This is a genomic window from Streptomyces sp. NPDC048192 (assembly GCF_043202415.1).
Classification (GTDB): Bacteria; Actinomycetota; Actinomycetes; order Streptomycetales; family Streptomycetaceae; genus Streptomyces.
Genome location: NZ_JBIDAL010000010.1, coordinates 315,046 through 329,998 on the forward strand (window position 1 = coordinate 315,046; position 14,953 = coordinate 329,998).

Consider the following 14,953-nt stretch of genomic DNA (forward strand, 5'->3'; position numbering starts at 1 on the left):
GGAGTGCCTAGGGGAGGGTAACGACCGTGGCGGCGTAGACGAGACCCGCCCCGAATCCGATGACGAGCGCGGTGTCGCCGCTCTTCGCCTCCCCGGTCGCCAGGAGCCGCTCCATCGCGAGCGGGATCGAGGCGGCCGAGGTGTTGCCGGTGGTGCGGATGTCACGGGCGACCGTGACGTGCTCCGGCAGTTTGAGGGTCTTCACCATCGAGTCGATGATCCGCACGTTGGCCTGGTGCGGGATGAAGACGTCCAGCTCTTCCGAGCTGATGCCGGCCGCGTCCAGCGCCTGCTGGGCGACCTTCGCCATCTCGAACACGGCCCAGCGGAACACCGCCTGGCCCTCCTGCGTGATGGCGGGGAACTTGATGTTGCCCTCGCTGTCCAGGGGCAGCTGGGAGACGTCGCCGACCCGGAAGCGGTCCCAGGTGACGGTCTGCTTGATCGTCTCGGCCTTGTCGCCCTCGGAGCCCCACACCGTCGGGCCGATGGCCGGCTCCTGGGAGGGGCCGACGACGACCGCGCCGGCGCCGTCGCCGAACAGGAAGGCGGTGGCCCGGTCCTCCAGGTCGGTCAGGTCGCTGAGCCGCTCCACGCCGATGACGAGCACGTACTCGGCGGAACCTTCCACCACCATGCCCTTGGCGAGGGTCAGGCCGTAGCCGAAGCCCGCGCAGCCCGCCGAGATGTCGAAGGCGGCGGCCTTGGCCGTGCCCAGCTTGTCGGCGATCTCGGTGGCGACGGCCGGGGTCTGGCTGAAGTGCGAGACCGTCGAGACGACCACGGCGCCGATCTGCTCGGCACGGATGCCGGCGTCGGCGATCGCCTTGCCGGCGGCCTCGATCGACATCGCGGCCACGGTCTCCTCGGGACCGGCCCAGTGCCGGGTCTCGATGCCGGAGCGGGAGCGGATCCACTCGTCGGACGAGTCGATCTTCTCCAGGATCACCTCGTTGGGCACGACCCGGGTCGGCCGGTAGCCGCCGACACCGAGGATGCGCGCATACGGGGCACCCTTGCTGGGCTTGATCTTCGCCATGTACGGCTCCTTAGGCGCCGGCGTGCTCGGAGAGGAGCGCGCGGGCCGCGTCGAGGTCGTCGGGGGTCTTCAGGGCCAGCGTCGTGACGCCGGGCAGCGCGCGCTTGGCCAGTCCGGTCAGCGTGCCGCCCGGGCACACCTCGATGAGCGCGGTGACGCCCAGCTCCTTGAAGGTCTCCATGCACAGGTCCCAGCGCACGGGGCTGGCGACCTGGCCGACCAGCCGCTCGAGCACCTCGGCGCCGCTCGTGACCGCCTTGCCGTCCCTGTTGGACACGTAGGTCACCTTCGGGTCGGCCGGGTCCAGCTCCGCGGCGGCCTTGGCCAGCGTCTCGACGGCGGGGGCCATGTGGTGGGTGTGGAAGGCGCCGGCGACCTTCAGCGGGATCACCTTGCGGACGCCCTCGGGCTTGTCCTCGTTCAGCGCGGCCAGCTGCTCCAGCGTGCCCGCGGCGACGATCTGGCCCGCCCCGTTGATGTTCGCCGGGGTCAGGCCCAGCTTCTCCAGGTGCGCCACGGAGGTCTCGGGGTCGCCGCCGAGCAGCGCCGACATGCCCGTCTCGGTGACCGCGGCCGCGTCGGCCATCGCCAGGCCCCGCTTGCGGACCAGGCCCAGCGCCGCGGTGTCGTCCAGCACGCCCGCGAAGGCGGCGGCGGTGATCTCACCGACGCTGTGGCCGGCGACCGCGCCGGGCGCGATCTCGGACATGGCACCGAGTGCCGCGGCGGACAGGATCCCGGCGGCGACCAGCAGTGGCTGGGCCACCGCGGTGTCGCGGATGGCGTCGGCGTCGGCCTGGGTGCCGTAGTGCACCAGGTCCAGGCCGAGGGCGTCCGACCAGGCGGCGACGCGGTCGGCGGCGCCGGGCAGTTCGAGCCAGGGAGTCAGGAAGCCGGGCGTCTGGGCGCCCTGGCCGGGAGCGACGAGTACGAGCACTCTCACACTCTCTCTTGGGGACGGCCGGGGCCGCCCGTGAGGACAAGGACGAAGAACACGAAGGGCTTTTGTGGACCTCCCACAAAACCTTATGCCGGGGGTTCGCCGTCGACCAGACGCCCCAGGATGAGCGCAATCCGCAGTGTGAACGCGGATCGTACATCCGAAGGCGACCAACCGGTGACGTCTGTCACACGTCTGAGCCGGTAGCGGACGGTGTTCGGGTGAACGAAGAGCATCCGGGCCGCGCCTTCCAGGCTGCTCGCCTGCTCCAGATAGACACTCAAGGTTTCCAGCAGCGCGGAACCGGCCTCTTCCAGAGGTCTGTAGATCTCCTCCACCAACTGCTCGCGGGCGCTCGGATCACCCGCGATCGCGCGCTCCGGGAGGAGATCGTCCGCCAGCACCGGCCGCGGGGCGTCCTGCCAGGCGGAACACGCCTTCAGCCCCGCGGCGGCGGCCTGCGCGGACCGTGTGGCGGCCAGCAGATCGGGCACCACGGGCCCCGCGACGACCGGACCCGCGGCGAAGGGCCCGATCAGCGACTTGGCAACCGCGAGCGGGTTGTTGCTGCCGCCGGCGATGACGACGAGCCGGTCGCCCAGCACCCCGGTGAGCACCTGGAGCTTGGCGTGCCGGGCGGCCCGCCGGATGGCCTCGACGGTCAGCTCGCTGTCCCCGTCCGGTGCCGTGCCCAGCACCACGCACACGTGCTCCGGCGAGTTCCAGCCGAGCGCGGCGGCCCGGCTGACGGCCCCTTCGTCGGCCTCCCCGCTCAGCACGGCGTTGACCACCAGCGACTCCAGCCGCGCGTCCCAGGCACCGCGTGCCTCGGCGGCCTGGGCGTACACCTGCGCGGTGGCGAACGCGATCTCGCGGGCGTACACCAGCAGCGCCTCGCGCAGCACGCTCTCGTCCCCGGGCGCCGCGACCTCGTCGATCGCGCTCTCCATGACCTCGATGGTGGTGCGCACCATCTCCACGGTCTGCCGCAGCGTGATGGCCCGGGTCAGCTCGCGCGGCGCGGTGCCGAACACGTCCGTGGAGATCGCCTGGGGCGCGTCCGGGTGCCGGAACCACTCGGTGAAGGCCGCGATGCCCGCCTGGGCGACCAGCCCGATCCACGAGCGGTTCTCCGGGGGCATCGCCCGGTACCACGGCAGGGTCTCGTCCATGCGCGCGATGGCCTGAGCGGCGAGCGACCCTGAGGACTTCTCCAGCCGCTTGAGGGTCGCGGCGTGCGGGTGGACGTCGTGCATGTGGAGATCGGCGTGCGGATCGCTGCTGCGGGATTCGGGTTCGGGCACGGGACAAGACTGCCTTATCGGGCCGGGACGGTGTGCCGCCGGGGTTCGGTCGCCTTCGCAGGCCGCCTCCCGCGGGGCCTTGCGGCCGGGGTACAGCGGGTCCCGGCGGCCCGTGCCCGGCTACCGTGGTGCGCGTGATGGACGTACGGCGCGCCGGTGAGCGCTACCCCGGGGGCGATCCCGGGGCCGGGATCGAGTCGTGGCACGCCTTCTCCTTCGGCCCGCACTACGACCCCGGCAACCTCCGCTTCGGCGCGGTCATCGCCTGCAACGAGGAACGGCTCGCGCCCGGCGCCGGGTTCGACGAACACCCGCACAGCCACACCGAGATCGTCACCTGGGTCGCCGAGGGCGAGCTGACCCACCGCGACTCCACCGGCCACGAGACGAAGGTCCGCCCCGGCGACGTCCAGCGGCTCAGCGCGGCGGCGGGCGTCCGGCACGTCGAGCGCAACGACGGCCCGGCGCCGCTCACCTTCGTCCAGATGTGGCTGGCGCCCCTGAAGCCGGGCGGCGAGCCCGCGTACGAGATCGTGCCCGGCATCGCCGACGCCACCCCGTACGCCGTGCCCGAGGCCGGCGCGATGCTCCACGTGCGCCGCCTGGCGCCGGCCGAGCGCACGGCCGTCCCCGACGCGGCGCACGTCTACGTGCACGTGGTCCGCGGCGCGATCCGGCTGGGGGAGGAGCACCTGGACGCGGGCGACTCGGCGCGGATCACGGACGCGGCCGGTGTGGAGGCCGTGGCCGTCACACCGGCCGAGGTGCTGATGTGGGAGATGTCATAGCGGCGGGGGAGAGGGGCCGGGGGCTCAGCCCCGCAGCTCCGCCAGCACCGCGTCGGTGAACACCGGCCACGCCTCGATCGCCCAGGGACCGAACGCACGGTCCGTCAGCGCCACCCCGGCGACCTCCGCGTCCGGGTCGATCCACAGGAACGTACCGGACTGCCCGAAATGCCCGAAGGTGCGCGGTGACGAGGAACTCCCGGTCCAGTGCGGGGACTTGGAGTCGCGGATCTCGAAGCCCAGCCCCCAGTCGTTGGGGTTCTGGTGCCCGTACCCCGGCAGCACCCCCTTCGTGCCCGGGTACTGCACGCTCATCGCCTCCGCGACCGTCCGCGGGTCCAGCAGCCGCGGCGCCTGCACCTCCGCCGCGAACCGCAGCAGGTCCGACACCGTGGACACGCCGTCCTTCGCCGGGGAGCCCGCCAGCGACGTCGACGTCATGCCCAGCGGCTCCAGCACCGCCTGCCGCAGATAGTCGGCGAACGGGATCTGCGTCGCCCTGGCGATGTGGTCGCCGAGCTGCTCGAACCCGGCGTTGGAGTAGAGCCGCCGCTCACCGGGCGGCGCCGTCACCCGGTGCTCGTCGAAGGCCAGCCCGGAGGTGTGCGCCAGAAGGTGCCGGACGGTCGCCCCGGGCGGCCCGGCCGGCTCGTCCAGCTCGATCGCGCCCTCCTCGTACGCGACGAGCGCGGCGTACGCGGCCAGCGGCTTGGTGACCGAGGCCAGCGGAAACCGGTGTCCGGCGGGACCGTGCGTCCCGAGGACGGTCCCGTCGGCTCGTACGACGCCCGCCGCGGCGGTGGGGGCGGGCCAGTTCTCGATCAGCGCCAGGCTCTGCAACGACATGCCGGCGAGCCTATGCGGCTCACAGGGCCAGCCGCATCGAGGGGTCCGGCTTGCGCACGAAGCCGAGGGACGCGTACAGCGGCTCGGCCTGCGCGGACGCGTTCAGGTCGACCTGTCCGGCGCCCCGCTCCCGGAACCACTGCAGCAGCTCCTCCATGCACGCGCGCGCGTACCCGCGCCGGCGGGCGTCCGGGTCGGTGGCGACGCTGAAGACGTGCCCGACCCGCCCGCGCGGGTTCCCGGCGCGGCCGATGCGGTACTCCAGCGCCCCGCATACCAGCGCGGCCAGCGCCCCCGGCCGGTCCGGGTGATCGACGACGAACGCCACGAAGTCCCCGTCCGCATCGGCCAGTTTCTCCCGCAGCACCGGCAGGGACGCGGCGTGCCAGTCGGTCGGCCCGCCCCCGGCCTCGAACATGGAATCGATCATGACCTGGCGCAGCCGCAGCACTTCCGCGGCGTCCTCGGGCACGGCCCGGCGTACGAGACTCATGGACCGCACGCTAGCGACGCGCCCCGGCCCGCGTCCTGGGGATTTCTTACCGGATCCGCTTGCTTGGAGTGCACTCCAACCCCATAGCGTGGAGGGCATGACGGTGATGCAGACCACGCCAGCGGACACCGCACCCACGGCCCCCGCCGACATCTGCTCCGCCCCGCCCAGACGCCATCCGCGCCCCGACGGCCAGGACCGCTACACGATCAGCGAGGTCGTGGCGTTCACCGGCCTGACCGCGCACACCCTGCGCTGGTACGAGCGGATCGGCCTGATGCCGCACGTCGACCGCTCGCACACCGGCCAGCGGCGCTACAGCAACAGCGACCTGGACTGGCTGGACTTCGTGACCAAGCTGCGGCTGACCGGCATGCCGGTCGCCGACATGGTCCGGTACGCGGAGCTGGTCCGGGAGGGCGAGAGCACCTACGCCGAACGGCGGGAACTGCTGGAGTCGACCCGCAGGGACGTGCTGAACCGGATCGCCGAGCTGCGCGACACGCTCGCCGTGCTCGACCGCAAGATCAGCTTCTACGCGATGGAGGGGACCGCGCGATGACCGACGCCAGGATTCCGGCCGTACGGCTCGGCGAGGGCGGACCGGAGGTGGGCGTCCAGGGCCTCGGCTGCATGGGCATGAGCTTCGCGTACGGCCCCACGGACGCCGGCCAGGCGCGCGCCGCGCTGGAGCGGGCGCTCCAGCTGGGCGTGACGCTGTACGACACGGCCGACGCCTACGGCGCGGGGGAGAACGAGCGCTTCCTCGCGCCCTTCTTCGCGGCGCACCGGGACGAGGTGGTGATCGCCACCAAGTTCGCGCTGTCGATCCCCGAGGACGACCCGGCCAAGCGGATCATCCGCAACGACGCCCCGTACATCCGCCAGGCCGTCGAGGGCAGCCTGAAGCGGCTCGGCGTCGACGTGATCGACCTCTACTACATGCACCGGCGCGACGTGAACGTCCCCATCGAGGAGACCGTCGGCACGATGGCGGAGCTGGTCCGCGAGGGCAAGGTCAAGCACCTCGGGCTGAGCGAGGTCACCGCCGGCGAACTGCGCGCCGCGCACGCCGTGCACCCGATCGCGGCCGTGCAGTCGGAGTGCTCCAAGTTCATGATCGCCGCATAATTGTGACCCTTGGAATCGAAGGAGCGTTAGCCCAGGTCAGCGCGCTGCGCTCCCAGCGAAGTAGCCCATGATCACGCATCATGGGCTCCCTGCATTTCCAAGGAAAGTTCGCTCTCCGGCCTGCGATTCGTAGCCAGCCTGCATTCTGCTGAGCGCCCCTGAGAGCGGCCAGGCAGCGCCCCGGGCAGCCTGTCCGGCTGGCCCGCCGGAGGCTGGCACAGCCCTCTCAGGACGGCCAGCCACGGCCCCGCCGGAGCCGTGCCAGCACGGCCAGCACAGCGTGAAGACATAGGCCGTGATCTAGCCCGCCACCTCCACCTGCGTGGAGGTGCTGGCCGTGAAGACGTGGCCAGCCTGGCACTACCGTTTCACTGGCCACGCATGCACCGTGCAGCCATGCGCGCATTACCTGGCCGTGGTCAATGCATGGCCTGCGCATTGCCACGTTTGCTGAGCAATCGCAGGCAACGTCGTACATATCCACGAACGTGCAGGCCATCGGCCTGGCCGAGCCCTGCGCCGCAGCCTGAGCGAGGCTGGAGCAAACGCCCCGCCGCCCCACCGGCGCGCATCACCGCAGGTCAGCCGGCTGAGCCCCTGGCTCTGACCCGGGGGTGTTAAACCGGGGCCGCTGGGCTGGGCTGGAGTGCGCCCTCACATTCGCCCCAGACCCCTCAGACTCACGCCTGAGGCGGCTGCGCCGTGTCCGGTGTGGCAATGACGTACGTGCCCTTGGACGGCAGCTTTGCCACCAGGCCACGGGTCACCAACTCGCGCACCGCGCGGCGCACTGTCCCGATGCTCACGCCGTGGATATCGACCATGGCCCGCTCCGAGGGGAGCGCGGCCCCTATGGGCAGCGTGCCCGACGCAATGTCGGCGGCGATCTGATCGGCCAGCTTCACGTATTCGTAGCGCGGGAGATCGGTCACCTCTCCACCCTTGCGCGGCCGTCCGCGTCCCGCATCACGGGGACGCGTCCCGACTCGGAGGGACGCAATGGAACGCAGGGGGGTGCGGGGGGACGCGGTTGGCACTACGGTCGTAGATGAAAGGACCCCGGCGAGTCGGTCAGGACTCCCGGGGCATGGCCGACTGCATAGGAGTCGACATGGCCGACGATATCCCCCGGCTGACGATCCGCGTCTACCGCGTGAGCGCGTCCGGTGCCGTCGTGGAGGACCGGGGCACCGTCCACGTACGCGACATCAAAGAGCCTCTGCTGACCGGCGAATGGCCGCCGTGCCGCTGCCCGCGCCACCGGGCGGCATCATGACCCGCGCCGTCCACGTATGCCGCCACTGCGACGAAGTAATCACCGACCCTGAAGACGCAGTTCTCGTCTGGCACGAGATGAGCAACAGCGGTCCCGGCTGGAGTGTGTACGCCCACCGGGCGCACGTCCACCTCGTGAAGCCGGACCCGCAATTGGTAGCGATCCTGACCCGCATCCGCGCAACGCGCGCACGGAAGAACTGAGGGTCAGTGATTCAGTTCCTCGCCGGAATGGCCGTCGCCTGGCTCATCGGCCAGGCGCACCGCAGCATCAAGGCCACCGACAAAGCTATCCGAACCCTGCGCCGCCGCGCGGCTGAGCAAGACGCCGAATGGCGCAGGCACTACCCGAAGGACCAGGAAGGGCAGCAGGAGCCGTAGGGGGCGGACAGGGACGCGGAGCGAGAGTGGGGGAGTCGTCCCCTTACCGTCCCCAGCGCCAACAAATGCACGGCATGTGCGGCGTTTTTCCTTGAATATCGCTGCATTTGCAGTGCGGGCATAGGAAAACCCCCCGGGGTGGTGAGCCGGGGGGTTTTCTCATGGCCTGTCAGGGCTTATTCATGCCGGTCTGCCATGGCGTCGACGGGGTCCGTCAGCGTGAATGCAGCCCTGCCAGGTGCTTGTGCAGGCTCAGCCCGTGTAGTTCTGCATGGAGCCGCCCATGTGGCCGGAGTCGGGGGACTCCGTGTCCATGGCGTTGGGTCCGGGGCGCTGTGCGCCCGTGTTGGTGCCCCCGAGAGGCTGAACGACATTGGGTGCGGCACAGCCGCCCTTAAGCGCGCTCATAGGCTGTGAGCCGCCTTCGTGACCGGGGTCACCCGAAAGGTCAGTGCCGGGTACGGCACGCGTGGAATCCATGGCGTTACTCCTGTCCGGCAATCAGTTGCCGTTGTAGTAGTTCGGATTGCCCTGGGACTGGAGGTAGGCCATCAGTTCCTCAGGAGTCTTGCAGTTCTGGATACGGGCGGCCTGCTCGCGTTGGGTGCCCATGGGCGCGGCTACGCCGAGAACGCCCATCTCCTGCATGCGCTGCATCTGCTGCATCTCTTCTTGCGTGAGACGCGGAGAGCGCGGGTGACCACTCTGCTGCTGAAATAGGCGGTTCCTCGTGGCCGCTTCGTCATCCACGAGTTCCTGAACCATGGCCTTGGTTTCGTCCAGCTCGCGCTTTAGCTGCTGGTTCTCCGCGTTGAGCTGCCTCATGGCCTGACGCAGTCCGGGAGATCGTGGCGCATTCCGCTGCCTCTGCTGCGGCTGCTCTTCGTACTGGTCCTGCTCTTCGTACTCGTCGGCGTCGTATTCGTTGCCGTCGTAGTACCCCATGCCGTAGGACACCTGCGCCCCTTCCTAGGTCACTCGCCCCCGGGAATGAAGGCGGGTTCCGCTCCGGACTTGGAGAACCACCAGTGCCGGTCGATCTGGTCGGTGAAAGCAGGCTACCGGGAATTCGGAACCCCCCAGCCGGCCACCGGGGTTCCATATCGTTCTCGATGCCTACGGCCATCTCGTCCTCGGTGAAGGTCTAGGCGTTCGCCGCGACCTTGTCCCGCTTGTGTGGCGGGAGATACCGGCCAGGCTGTGCGGGAAATCGCTCAAGCCCTGGCCGGACATAGGGCACCCGCTTTGGCCGTCGCTCCCTGTTCGGCCACTGGATACCGAACCGGTCCCGGTGTAGTCCTCGGTGCCCTGGCTTTCGCTGACAGGGCTTCTCTTCGTGGCGTGGCCGGGTGGCCGCGCACATGGCGATCACGGGGATGGGCGACATACGATCGCCTCCTCTTGATTGGCGTTGAGGGATTAGTGGCCCACCCCGGAGTCCGGCCAGGGTGGGCCGCAGCTCTTATGCGGCGGGGTTCTCTTCCTGACGCTGCGCCCTAAGCAGATCCAGGAGAGTCGGGTCCTGCGGCCCGGTCCATCCGTCGTCCGTGGCTAGAAGGATTCGCAGATACTCCGCGCCTTTGTGGTTGCCGATGAACAGGCCGAAGGTCAAGCCGCACACAGAGCACCACAGGTCTATGCGGACGTACTCACCACGAGTTCCGACCGGGCTGTCGTAGTCATCTCGGTCGGGGTGGACATAGATGCTCGGCGCGGAGTTCTCCGGCGGGCCACCGTTTTCGATTCCGTGTGTCTCGCCACAGTGGGGACAGCGGAGTGCGCCGTCGTCATCGAACGTTGGAACATAGCCATTCACTTCTTCTCCTCGATGTCGTTGTTGACCGCCCACTTGATGGCGGCCTTCAGCGCCAGGACGGCCCTGGCGATATGGGGGCCGGTCCGGCCGTTCTTCATGGCGCACGGCTCCCCGGCCGGAGCGGAGCAGTGGGGGCACGGAAAGTCGTCTGGTGTGGGCATGGGGCGGTCGGCCACAGCGGTCACTTCTTCTCCTCGGTCCCAGGGGGCACAATCTGTGCCCCCTCCGATTTCTGCATTCGTGCTGATCAGAGCGATATCGGCTTCGCCAGGGGGCACAAGGGGGCACAAATCTCTAACCCCCCTTACGTACGTACGCGTGGGGGGTAGGGCCGTAGCTGCCCCCTGTGCCCCCTGCTGCCCCCTGGTCACCGGGGGCGGCCCATTCCTTCGGCCGTGTCCGTGACCCTGATTCCGGCGAAGCCACGGTTCCCGTTCACCTTCGCTGGCCGTACTCCGGCGGACTCCAGCCGGTCATAGAACTCGGTGGCCTTCAGCGTCCCGTGGCCGTCGCGGGCGGCCCAGTTCTTGTAAACGGCGTACAGCGCGGTGCGCGGGGACCAGGAGGCGGGATCAGGTGCCGTGCATTCCGATATCCACGTGCGCACCTGGTCCACCCGGCGGATGAACTCCTCCCGCGCCTCCTGCGCGGACGTGGACAGCTCGAAGTCCCCTCGCGCCATAAGTCGCTTCAGTGCCGGGACTGCCTTGGCCGCGATACCGGCCAGCTCCGATTTCGTCTGGAGCCGCTGATCAAGCGTGCGGTCCTCGCGCCCCTCGAAGTTGTGCGGGAAGTGCTGGATAACCCAGCGCGAGAGATAGCCAACGGTGGTGTCCGCTGACCCCGGAATCTTGTTGGCGCTGAACACCGGTACCGCCCAGGGCGTGAACTCGAAACCGTCGCGTCCCTTGTGTTCGGCCCTGATCGAGTCCAGTCCCGTGATGTTCTTGAAGACGCCCGTGGTCTCCAGATAGGTCCCGTCGATATCGCCCGCAATGTTCGCGATCTTCCCGAACAGGGACGCGGTGGCGAACCGATTGGTGACCAGGTCGGTGAGCGACGCGGAGCTGATGTTCTGCTTTCCGAGCAGTGCCTCCAGCACTCGCAGGAACGTGCCCTTTCCGTTGCGCCCGCTGCCGGTCAGCATGACCGCTTTGTGGAGCGGGTTGCCGGAGTACATGAGATAGCCGATCAGCTCCCACATCATGTCGACCGTGTCGGCATGCAAGACCTGGCCTAGAAAGGCGTCGAATTCGGGGCAGCCGGCAGTCGGGTCCCAATCCACGGAAAGCTGAACCGTGGACAACACGTCCGGTGAATGCGGGACGAGCATCCCTGTCTGCCAGTAGTACAGGCCGTTACGGAAGTTGATGACTTCTGGGATCGGTTCGCATTCGATGTCCGGGATGCGACTGCGGACTACGTCTTCGGCGTTGACCGCGTAACTGCGCCGGTAGTTCTCCCCAAGGAGAGACGCAGCGCGGTGACGCGCCACGTCCTTGGATGGCACCCAAACGCCCTCCCGGTACTCCCACAAGAGACTGTCGATACCGGCCGCGAGCGGGCCGATACCGAGAACGTCTGTCGCCAGGGTCGCCGCAAGGAAAGTCCGCGTCCCCTCGACACGGGCGAAGTATTTCTCCGGGTCTTTTGGCCGCATTTGCCGCTCTTCCCAAAGCTTCGGCCGGTGTTCCGGTGTGCCGATGTGTCGTAGACCGTGCTCGATGCCGTCATAACCCCTGTCATGGCCTTTGACCCAAATACGCACGGCCGCGTACAGCGCGGTGCGCAATTCCTGCTCCGGGAGCTGGAGGGGCACGAACTTGGAGAGTCCAAAGGCGATGTTGTTCACCGGGGTCTCACCCGGGCCGTTCACCGGCAGGTCCCGGATGGTCTGGAGTTTGCGCTCAAGGTGCCGCCGTAGGCCTTCAGGCGTCCCCTGGAACCCTTCAAGGACTTCCCCGGTCTCCTTGTCCACCGGAGGCTCGTACGGGGCCTCAGAGCGCTTTGCCTCCGCCAGGTAATCCGCCCACGCCTGAGGGAGAACAGGGCAGTCCTCCGGCCGTGGCGGGGCGTCCATGAGATTCCCGTCGGCGTCGTACCACCGGTATGTGGTGCCGGTTTTCGGGTGCACGCTCGGCCACACCACCATCGTGCGGTGATGGTGCTGGATGATCTCAACGTCGGAGACGGAGTTCCCGTCGATGACGGCCGTCACCTCACCCTTGAGTACCCGGTGTTCGCCTGGCAGGTGGAAAGGGCGGATCCCGTGTTCTCCTGGCCCCCGGGCGCTGGAGTACGGCCCTTTCGGCAGCGGACCGCATATGGCCTCCACAGCGGCGATGGTGGCCGCGCCGTGCTTATCGTCGTGCTCGTCCACGTCCAAGCCGACCATGCCCTTACGCATGCGCAAGGCCAGGTTGTTTCGGCTGTACGGCAAGCGCCCCGCCAGGCGTACCGCTTCGTCGGCGTCGATTTGGCGTCCGTCGTAACCGGTGACATCCCTCATGGACGGGTGTTTGGTCCCCGGGTGGATGGGAGTAATCCCATCCCAGCCCTGTTCAACATAAGCGGGAACGCCCTGCCCATAAGGGCCGGAGAGATCTGGCATCCTTTACCTATCCGGTGTTCAGACCGCCCTGGCCCTTCCTCTCGGCCGGGGCGGTTGCCTTTTCTGGACCGGCAGTCAGACCCCGCACTAGGCAGGGCTCCTCTCCTCCAGACCGGTCCTAAGGCCTAGGTCATGTCATGCTGGTCCTGTTCTGCACAGGCGGTTGAGCCGTCCTCGGATACCTGAGCCGGGGGCGGCTCTTCCGTGTTCTCGGTCTCGTCGTCCTGCTCAGCGCAGATGACTTTCCAGTCCAGTCCGGCCCTGCCGAAGTGGCGGCGAACGGCGGGGTTTTCAAACCAGTCGGTAGACATGGCTCATGCCGCCTCAGACTGTGCGGGGACCGGAGCCAGCAAGGAGCGCAGCCTTTCGCGTTGCTCAGGGGTGAGTGAAGGCGCAGCGTCGACTATCAGGGCGATATGCGCGTCCAGCGTCACGGACGGTGGGGTGACGTACGAGAGGAGCGAATGAACCTCCGCCTCGGAAACGCAGAGACTCCCGCTTGTGGCGCGGTACCCGATGAGTTCCCCGCGCTTGATCATGTTGTAGACCGTGGTGCCACTGACGCGAAGGACCTTCGCCGCGTCCGTGACTTTGATCAGGTCGTCGGGAACGCAGTTCATCACTGACTCTTTCGGAGAGCAGGCGGACGCAACGACCCCACGTCGTTACGGCCGGGGACTCTCCTTTCCCGACGGCACTCCGCAACGTACAAGGCGCTTCGCAGGATCTCCAAAGAAATCTGCAAAGCGCCTTGTCAGAGCTGTTTTTGGCCTCTTGCTACCGGACCCATTTGATGTCGACGGACTCCGGGTCGAAGGCCGGGGCACCTGCCTTCGGTCGCCCACGGCGGCCGGGCAGGAGCGTCACCGTGACCAGGGTGGCCAGGATCTTGCGCCGCCTGCCCAGGCCGTACGTCTCGCGCCACCAGGCCAACGCGTCCTCGGGGTCGGCTGTGTGGCGTCGGATCAGTTCCGGGAGGTCTGCGGCATCGAGCGGTCCCGGCTCCGCCGCTGCTGCTGCTGCGGTGACCGTGTCGGCCATCTGCTGCTCCACGGCCAAGATGCGCTCCCGCAGCCTGCGGGACGCTGCCCGGTACTCCACGGGGTCCGTGTCGTCGTCCTCTGCGAACGCCTCTGCCAGAGCCTCCAGGCGGGCTGTCAGGGCCGCGTGACGCGCGCTCAGGTCGGCCATGGACTGCGTGTCCGTGCCCTCCGTGGTGGGGCTCGCGAACAGGTCGTGCGCGTCCTGGCGGCACAGCCGGGCAATGATCACCCGCTCCACATAGTCATCGATCGGAGAGGCGTACCGGGTCACATGTCCTGCGGCGCAGCGGTAGCGCTGCGGCTCGCCCGCTCTGGCTCCGCCCGCACCGACCGGATCCGTGCACTTGTGGCACAGGTACAGGCCGGTGCCCAGGTACTTGATCTTCTGGTCGGTGGGCCGGTCGGGGTAGGTGTTCCGGCTCGGGTCCCGCAGCACCGTGCGCAGGGCCTGCCATGTGGGGCGGTCCAGGATCGGCTCCCAGGTGGCCGGACCGATGATCTCCCCCTCGTGCTCGATCAGTCCGGCCAGCCGGGCACCGGTGAGCATGGTGCGCAGGGACGGGATGCCCCACGTCTTGCCGCGCGGCGTACGGATGCCCCGGGCGTTCCAGTCGCGGCAGATGGCACCCAGGCTCTTGCCGGTGGACGGGTTGGCCGCATAGGCGAGCACGTCCTGTGCCGCCTGCCGGATGAGCGCGGCCTCGCGCGGGTCGGTCTGCGGCACCTGCGGCGGGCTGCCGGGAGCGCGCTTCTTCAAGGGCTTGTGCCCGAACCCACGGGTGCCGCCGTGGTAGTGCCCCGCCGCCCGCAGCTCTGCCTTCTTCTCGCGCATCCGCTCGATGGCGTGCTCGATCTCGTGAGTGCTCACGCTGGCAAGGATGCGGGCCACCATGCGGCCGGATGCGGTGCCCAGGTCCAGCTCTCCGTGTGTCACGGGGCGGACCACCGCGCCCGTCCGCTCCACCACATCGATCAGGGGTTCAAGGTCGCGTGCCTGCCGGTACAGGCGGTCGACGTGCCAGACCAGGACGGCGTCAGCCTCCCTGGTGCTGAGCATGTCGAGTAGGGCCGCGTAGGCGGGGCGCTGCGCGCGCATGCCGTTCTTGCCGTACGCCGTCTTGTCGTCGTCCACCTTCACGCCGACCACGTGCCAGCCGAGATCTGCGGCCAGCTTGCGGCAGGCGTCCTCCTGACGCCCTACGCCGAGTTGGTCTCCGTCGCGGTCCTCACTGATGCGGGTGTAGATCACGGCCCTGCGCTGGCTGTTCGCGGTGTGTGTGCTCACG

At 68.7% G+C, this 14,953-nt stretch carries 16 protein-coding genes and 1 pseudogene; 5 read left to right on the plus strand and 12 right to left on the minus strand.

Going from position 1 to position 14,953, the window contains the following annotated elements; translation table 11 throughout:
* Positions 1-7: 7 nt before the first annotated feature.
* From ACGFZN_RS23640 to fasR, 3 genes are all read right to left on the minus strand, one after another.
* Positions 8-1,039, minus strand: a complete 1,032-nt coding sequence (locus ACGFZN_RS23640; protein ID WP_393860442.1) for a ketoacyl-ACP synthase III — start codon at positions 1,037-1,039, stop codon at positions 8-10.
* A gap of 10 nt (positions 1,040-1,049) precedes the next feature.
* Positions 1,050-1,976, minus strand: a complete 927-nt coding sequence (locus ACGFZN_RS23645) for an ACP S-malonyltransferase (protein WP_393860443.1) — start codon at positions 1,974-1,976, stop codon at positions 1,050-1,052.
* Between the two features lie 89 nt (positions 1,977-2,065).
* On the minus strand, positions 2,066-3,283 hold the full coding sequence (gene fasR / locus ACGFZN_RS23650; RefSeq protein ID WP_393860444.1) for a fatty acid biosynthesis transcriptional regulator FasR: 1,218 nt from the start codon (positions 3,281-3,283) through the stop codon (positions 2,066-2,068).
* A 137-nt stretch (positions 3,284-3,420) separates the two neighbouring features.
* Between fasR and ACGFZN_RS23655 the strand changes: the two genes are divergently transcribed.
* The gene (locus ACGFZN_RS23655; RefSeq protein WP_393860529.1) at positions 3,421-4,071 is read left to right on the plus strand and encodes a pirin family protein; all 651 of its coding nucleotides are present in this window, start codon (positions 3,421-3,423) and stop codon (positions 4,069-4,071) included.
* Between the two features lie 24 nt (positions 4,072-4,095).
* Here the strand turns inward: ACGFZN_RS23655 and ACGFZN_RS23660 are convergent, their stop codons facing one another.
* A complete protein-coding gene (locus tag ACGFZN_RS23660) occupies positions 4,096-4,917 on the minus strand; it encodes a serine hydrolase domain-containing protein (protein ID WP_393860445.1) in 822 nt (273 codons plus the stop codon).
* 19 nt (positions 4,918-4,936) lie between these two features.
* Entirely contained in the window at positions 4,937-5,410 is a 474-nt protein-coding gene (locus ACGFZN_RS23665; RefSeq protein ID WP_393860446.1) for a GNAT family N-acetyltransferase, read from the minus strand.
* Positions 5,411-5,507: 97 nt separating this feature from the next.
* Between ACGFZN_RS23665 and ACGFZN_RS23670 the strand changes: the two genes are divergently transcribed.
* Positions 5,508-5,972, plus strand: coding sequence for a MerR family transcriptional regulator (locus ACGFZN_RS23670; RefSeq protein ID WP_393860447.1), 465 nt, complete (start codon positions 5,508-5,510; stop codon positions 5,970-5,972).
* Positions 5,969-6,526, plus strand: a pseudogene (locus ACGFZN_RS23675) (aldo/keto reductase); the annotation flags it as partial. The gene ACGFZN_RS23670 and the pseudogene ACGFZN_RS23675, both read left to right, overlap by 4 nt.
* A gap of 695 nt (positions 6,527-7,221) precedes the next feature.
* Here ACGFZN_RS23675 and ACGFZN_RS23680 read toward each other — a convergent pair.
* Positions 7,222-7,473: a winged helix-turn-helix domain-containing protein gene (locus tag ACGFZN_RS23680; RefSeq protein WP_393860448.1), complete on the minus strand. Its 252-nt coding sequence runs from the start codon at positions 7,471-7,473 to the stop codon at positions 7,222-7,224.
* Positions 7,474-7,652: 179 nt separating this feature from the next.
* On the opposite strand from ACGFZN_RS23680, the gene ACGFZN_RS23685 reads away from it, so the two are divergent.
* On the plus strand, positions 7,653-7,817 hold the full coding sequence (locus ACGFZN_RS23685; protein ID WP_393860449.1) for a hypothetical protein: 165 nt from the start codon (positions 7,653-7,655) through the stop codon (positions 7,815-7,817).
* Positions 7,818-8,026: 209 nt separating this feature from the next.
* Entirely contained in the window at positions 8,027-8,197 is a 171-nt protein-coding gene (locus ACGFZN_RS23690) for a hypothetical protein (RefSeq protein WP_393860450.1), read from the plus strand.
* 252 nt (positions 8,198-8,449) lie between these two features.
* Here the strand turns inward: ACGFZN_RS23690 and ACGFZN_RS23695 are convergent, their stop codons facing one another.
* From ACGFZN_RS23695 to ACGFZN_RS23720, 6 genes are all read right to left on the minus strand, one after another.
* A complete protein-coding gene (locus tag ACGFZN_RS23695) occupies positions 8,450-8,605 on the minus strand; it encodes a hypothetical protein (protein WP_393860451.1) in 156 nt (51 codons plus the stop codon).
* Between the two features lie 93 nt (positions 8,606-8,698).
* The gene (locus ACGFZN_RS23700) at positions 8,699-9,154 is read right to left on the minus strand and encodes a hypothetical protein (protein WP_393860452.1); all 456 of its coding nucleotides are present in this window, start codon (positions 9,152-9,154) and stop codon (positions 8,699-8,701) included.
* 1,226 nt (positions 9,155-10,380) lie between these two features.
* On the minus strand, positions 10,381-12,624 hold the full coding sequence (locus ACGFZN_RS23705; RefSeq protein ID WP_393860453.1) for a phage/plasmid primase, P4 family: 2,244 nt from the start codon (positions 12,622-12,624) through the stop codon (positions 10,381-10,383).
* A gap of 125 nt (positions 12,625-12,749) precedes the next feature.
* On the minus strand, positions 12,750-12,935 hold the full coding sequence (locus ACGFZN_RS23710) for a hypothetical protein (RefSeq protein WP_393860454.1): 186 nt from the start codon (positions 12,933-12,935) through the stop codon (positions 12,750-12,752).
* A 3-nt stretch (positions 12,936-12,938) separates the two neighbouring features.
* On the minus strand, positions 12,939-13,244 hold the full coding sequence (locus ACGFZN_RS23715; protein WP_393860455.1) for a helix-turn-helix transcriptional regulator: 306 nt from the start codon (positions 13,242-13,244) through the stop codon (positions 12,939-12,941).
* Positions 13,245-13,401: 157 nt separating this feature from the next.
* Positions 13,402-14,952 carry a recombinase family protein gene (locus tag ACGFZN_RS23720; RefSeq protein ID WP_393860456.1) on the minus strand — a complete coding sequence of 517 codons (1,551 nt, stop codon included), beginning with the start codon at positions 14,950-14,952 and terminating at the stop codon, positions 13,402-13,404.
* Between the last annotated feature and the right edge of the window lies 1 nt (position 14,953).

Coding starts and splice junctions, on each gene's coding strand:
- ACGFZN_RS23655 (WP_393860529.1), top strand. CDS start 3,421: ATGGACGTACGGCGCGCCGGTGAGCGCTACCCCGGGGGCGATCCCGGG.
- ACGFZN_RS23685 (WP_393860449.1), top strand. CDS start 7,653: ATGGCCGACGATATCCCCCGGCTGACGATCCGCGTCTACCGCGTGAGC.
- ACGFZN_RS23665 (WP_393860446.1), bottom strand. CDS start 5,410: ATGAGTCTCGTACGCCGGGCCGTGCCCGAGGACGCCGCGGAAGTGCTG.
- ACGFZN_RS23695 (WP_393860451.1), bottom strand. CDS start 8,605: ATGAGCGCGCTTAAGGGCGGCTGTGCCGCACCCAATGTCGTTCAGCCT.
- ACGFZN_RS23640 (WP_393860442.1), bottom strand. CDS start 1,039: ATGGCGAAGATCAAGCCCAGCAAGGGTGCCCCGTATGCGCGCATCCTC.
- ACGFZN_RS23705 (WP_393860453.1), bottom strand. CDS start 12,624: ATGCCAGATCTCTCCGGCCCTTATGGGCAGGGCGTTCCCGCTTATGTT.
- ACGFZN_RS23660 (WP_393860445.1), bottom strand. CDS start 4,917: ATGTCGTTGCAGAGCCTGGCGCTGATCGAGAACTGGCCCGCCCCCACC.
- ACGFZN_RS23710 (WP_393860454.1), bottom strand. CDS start 12,935: ATGTCTACCGACTGGTTTGAAAACCCCGCCGTTCGCCGCCACTTCGGC.
- ACGFZN_RS23715 (WP_393860455.1), bottom strand. CDS start 13,244: ATGAACTGCGTTCCCGACGACCTGATCAAAGTCACGGACGCGGCGAAG.
- ACGFZN_RS23670 (WP_393860447.1), top strand. CDS start 5,508: ATGACGGTGATGCAGACCACGCCAGCGGACACCGCACCCACGGCCCCC.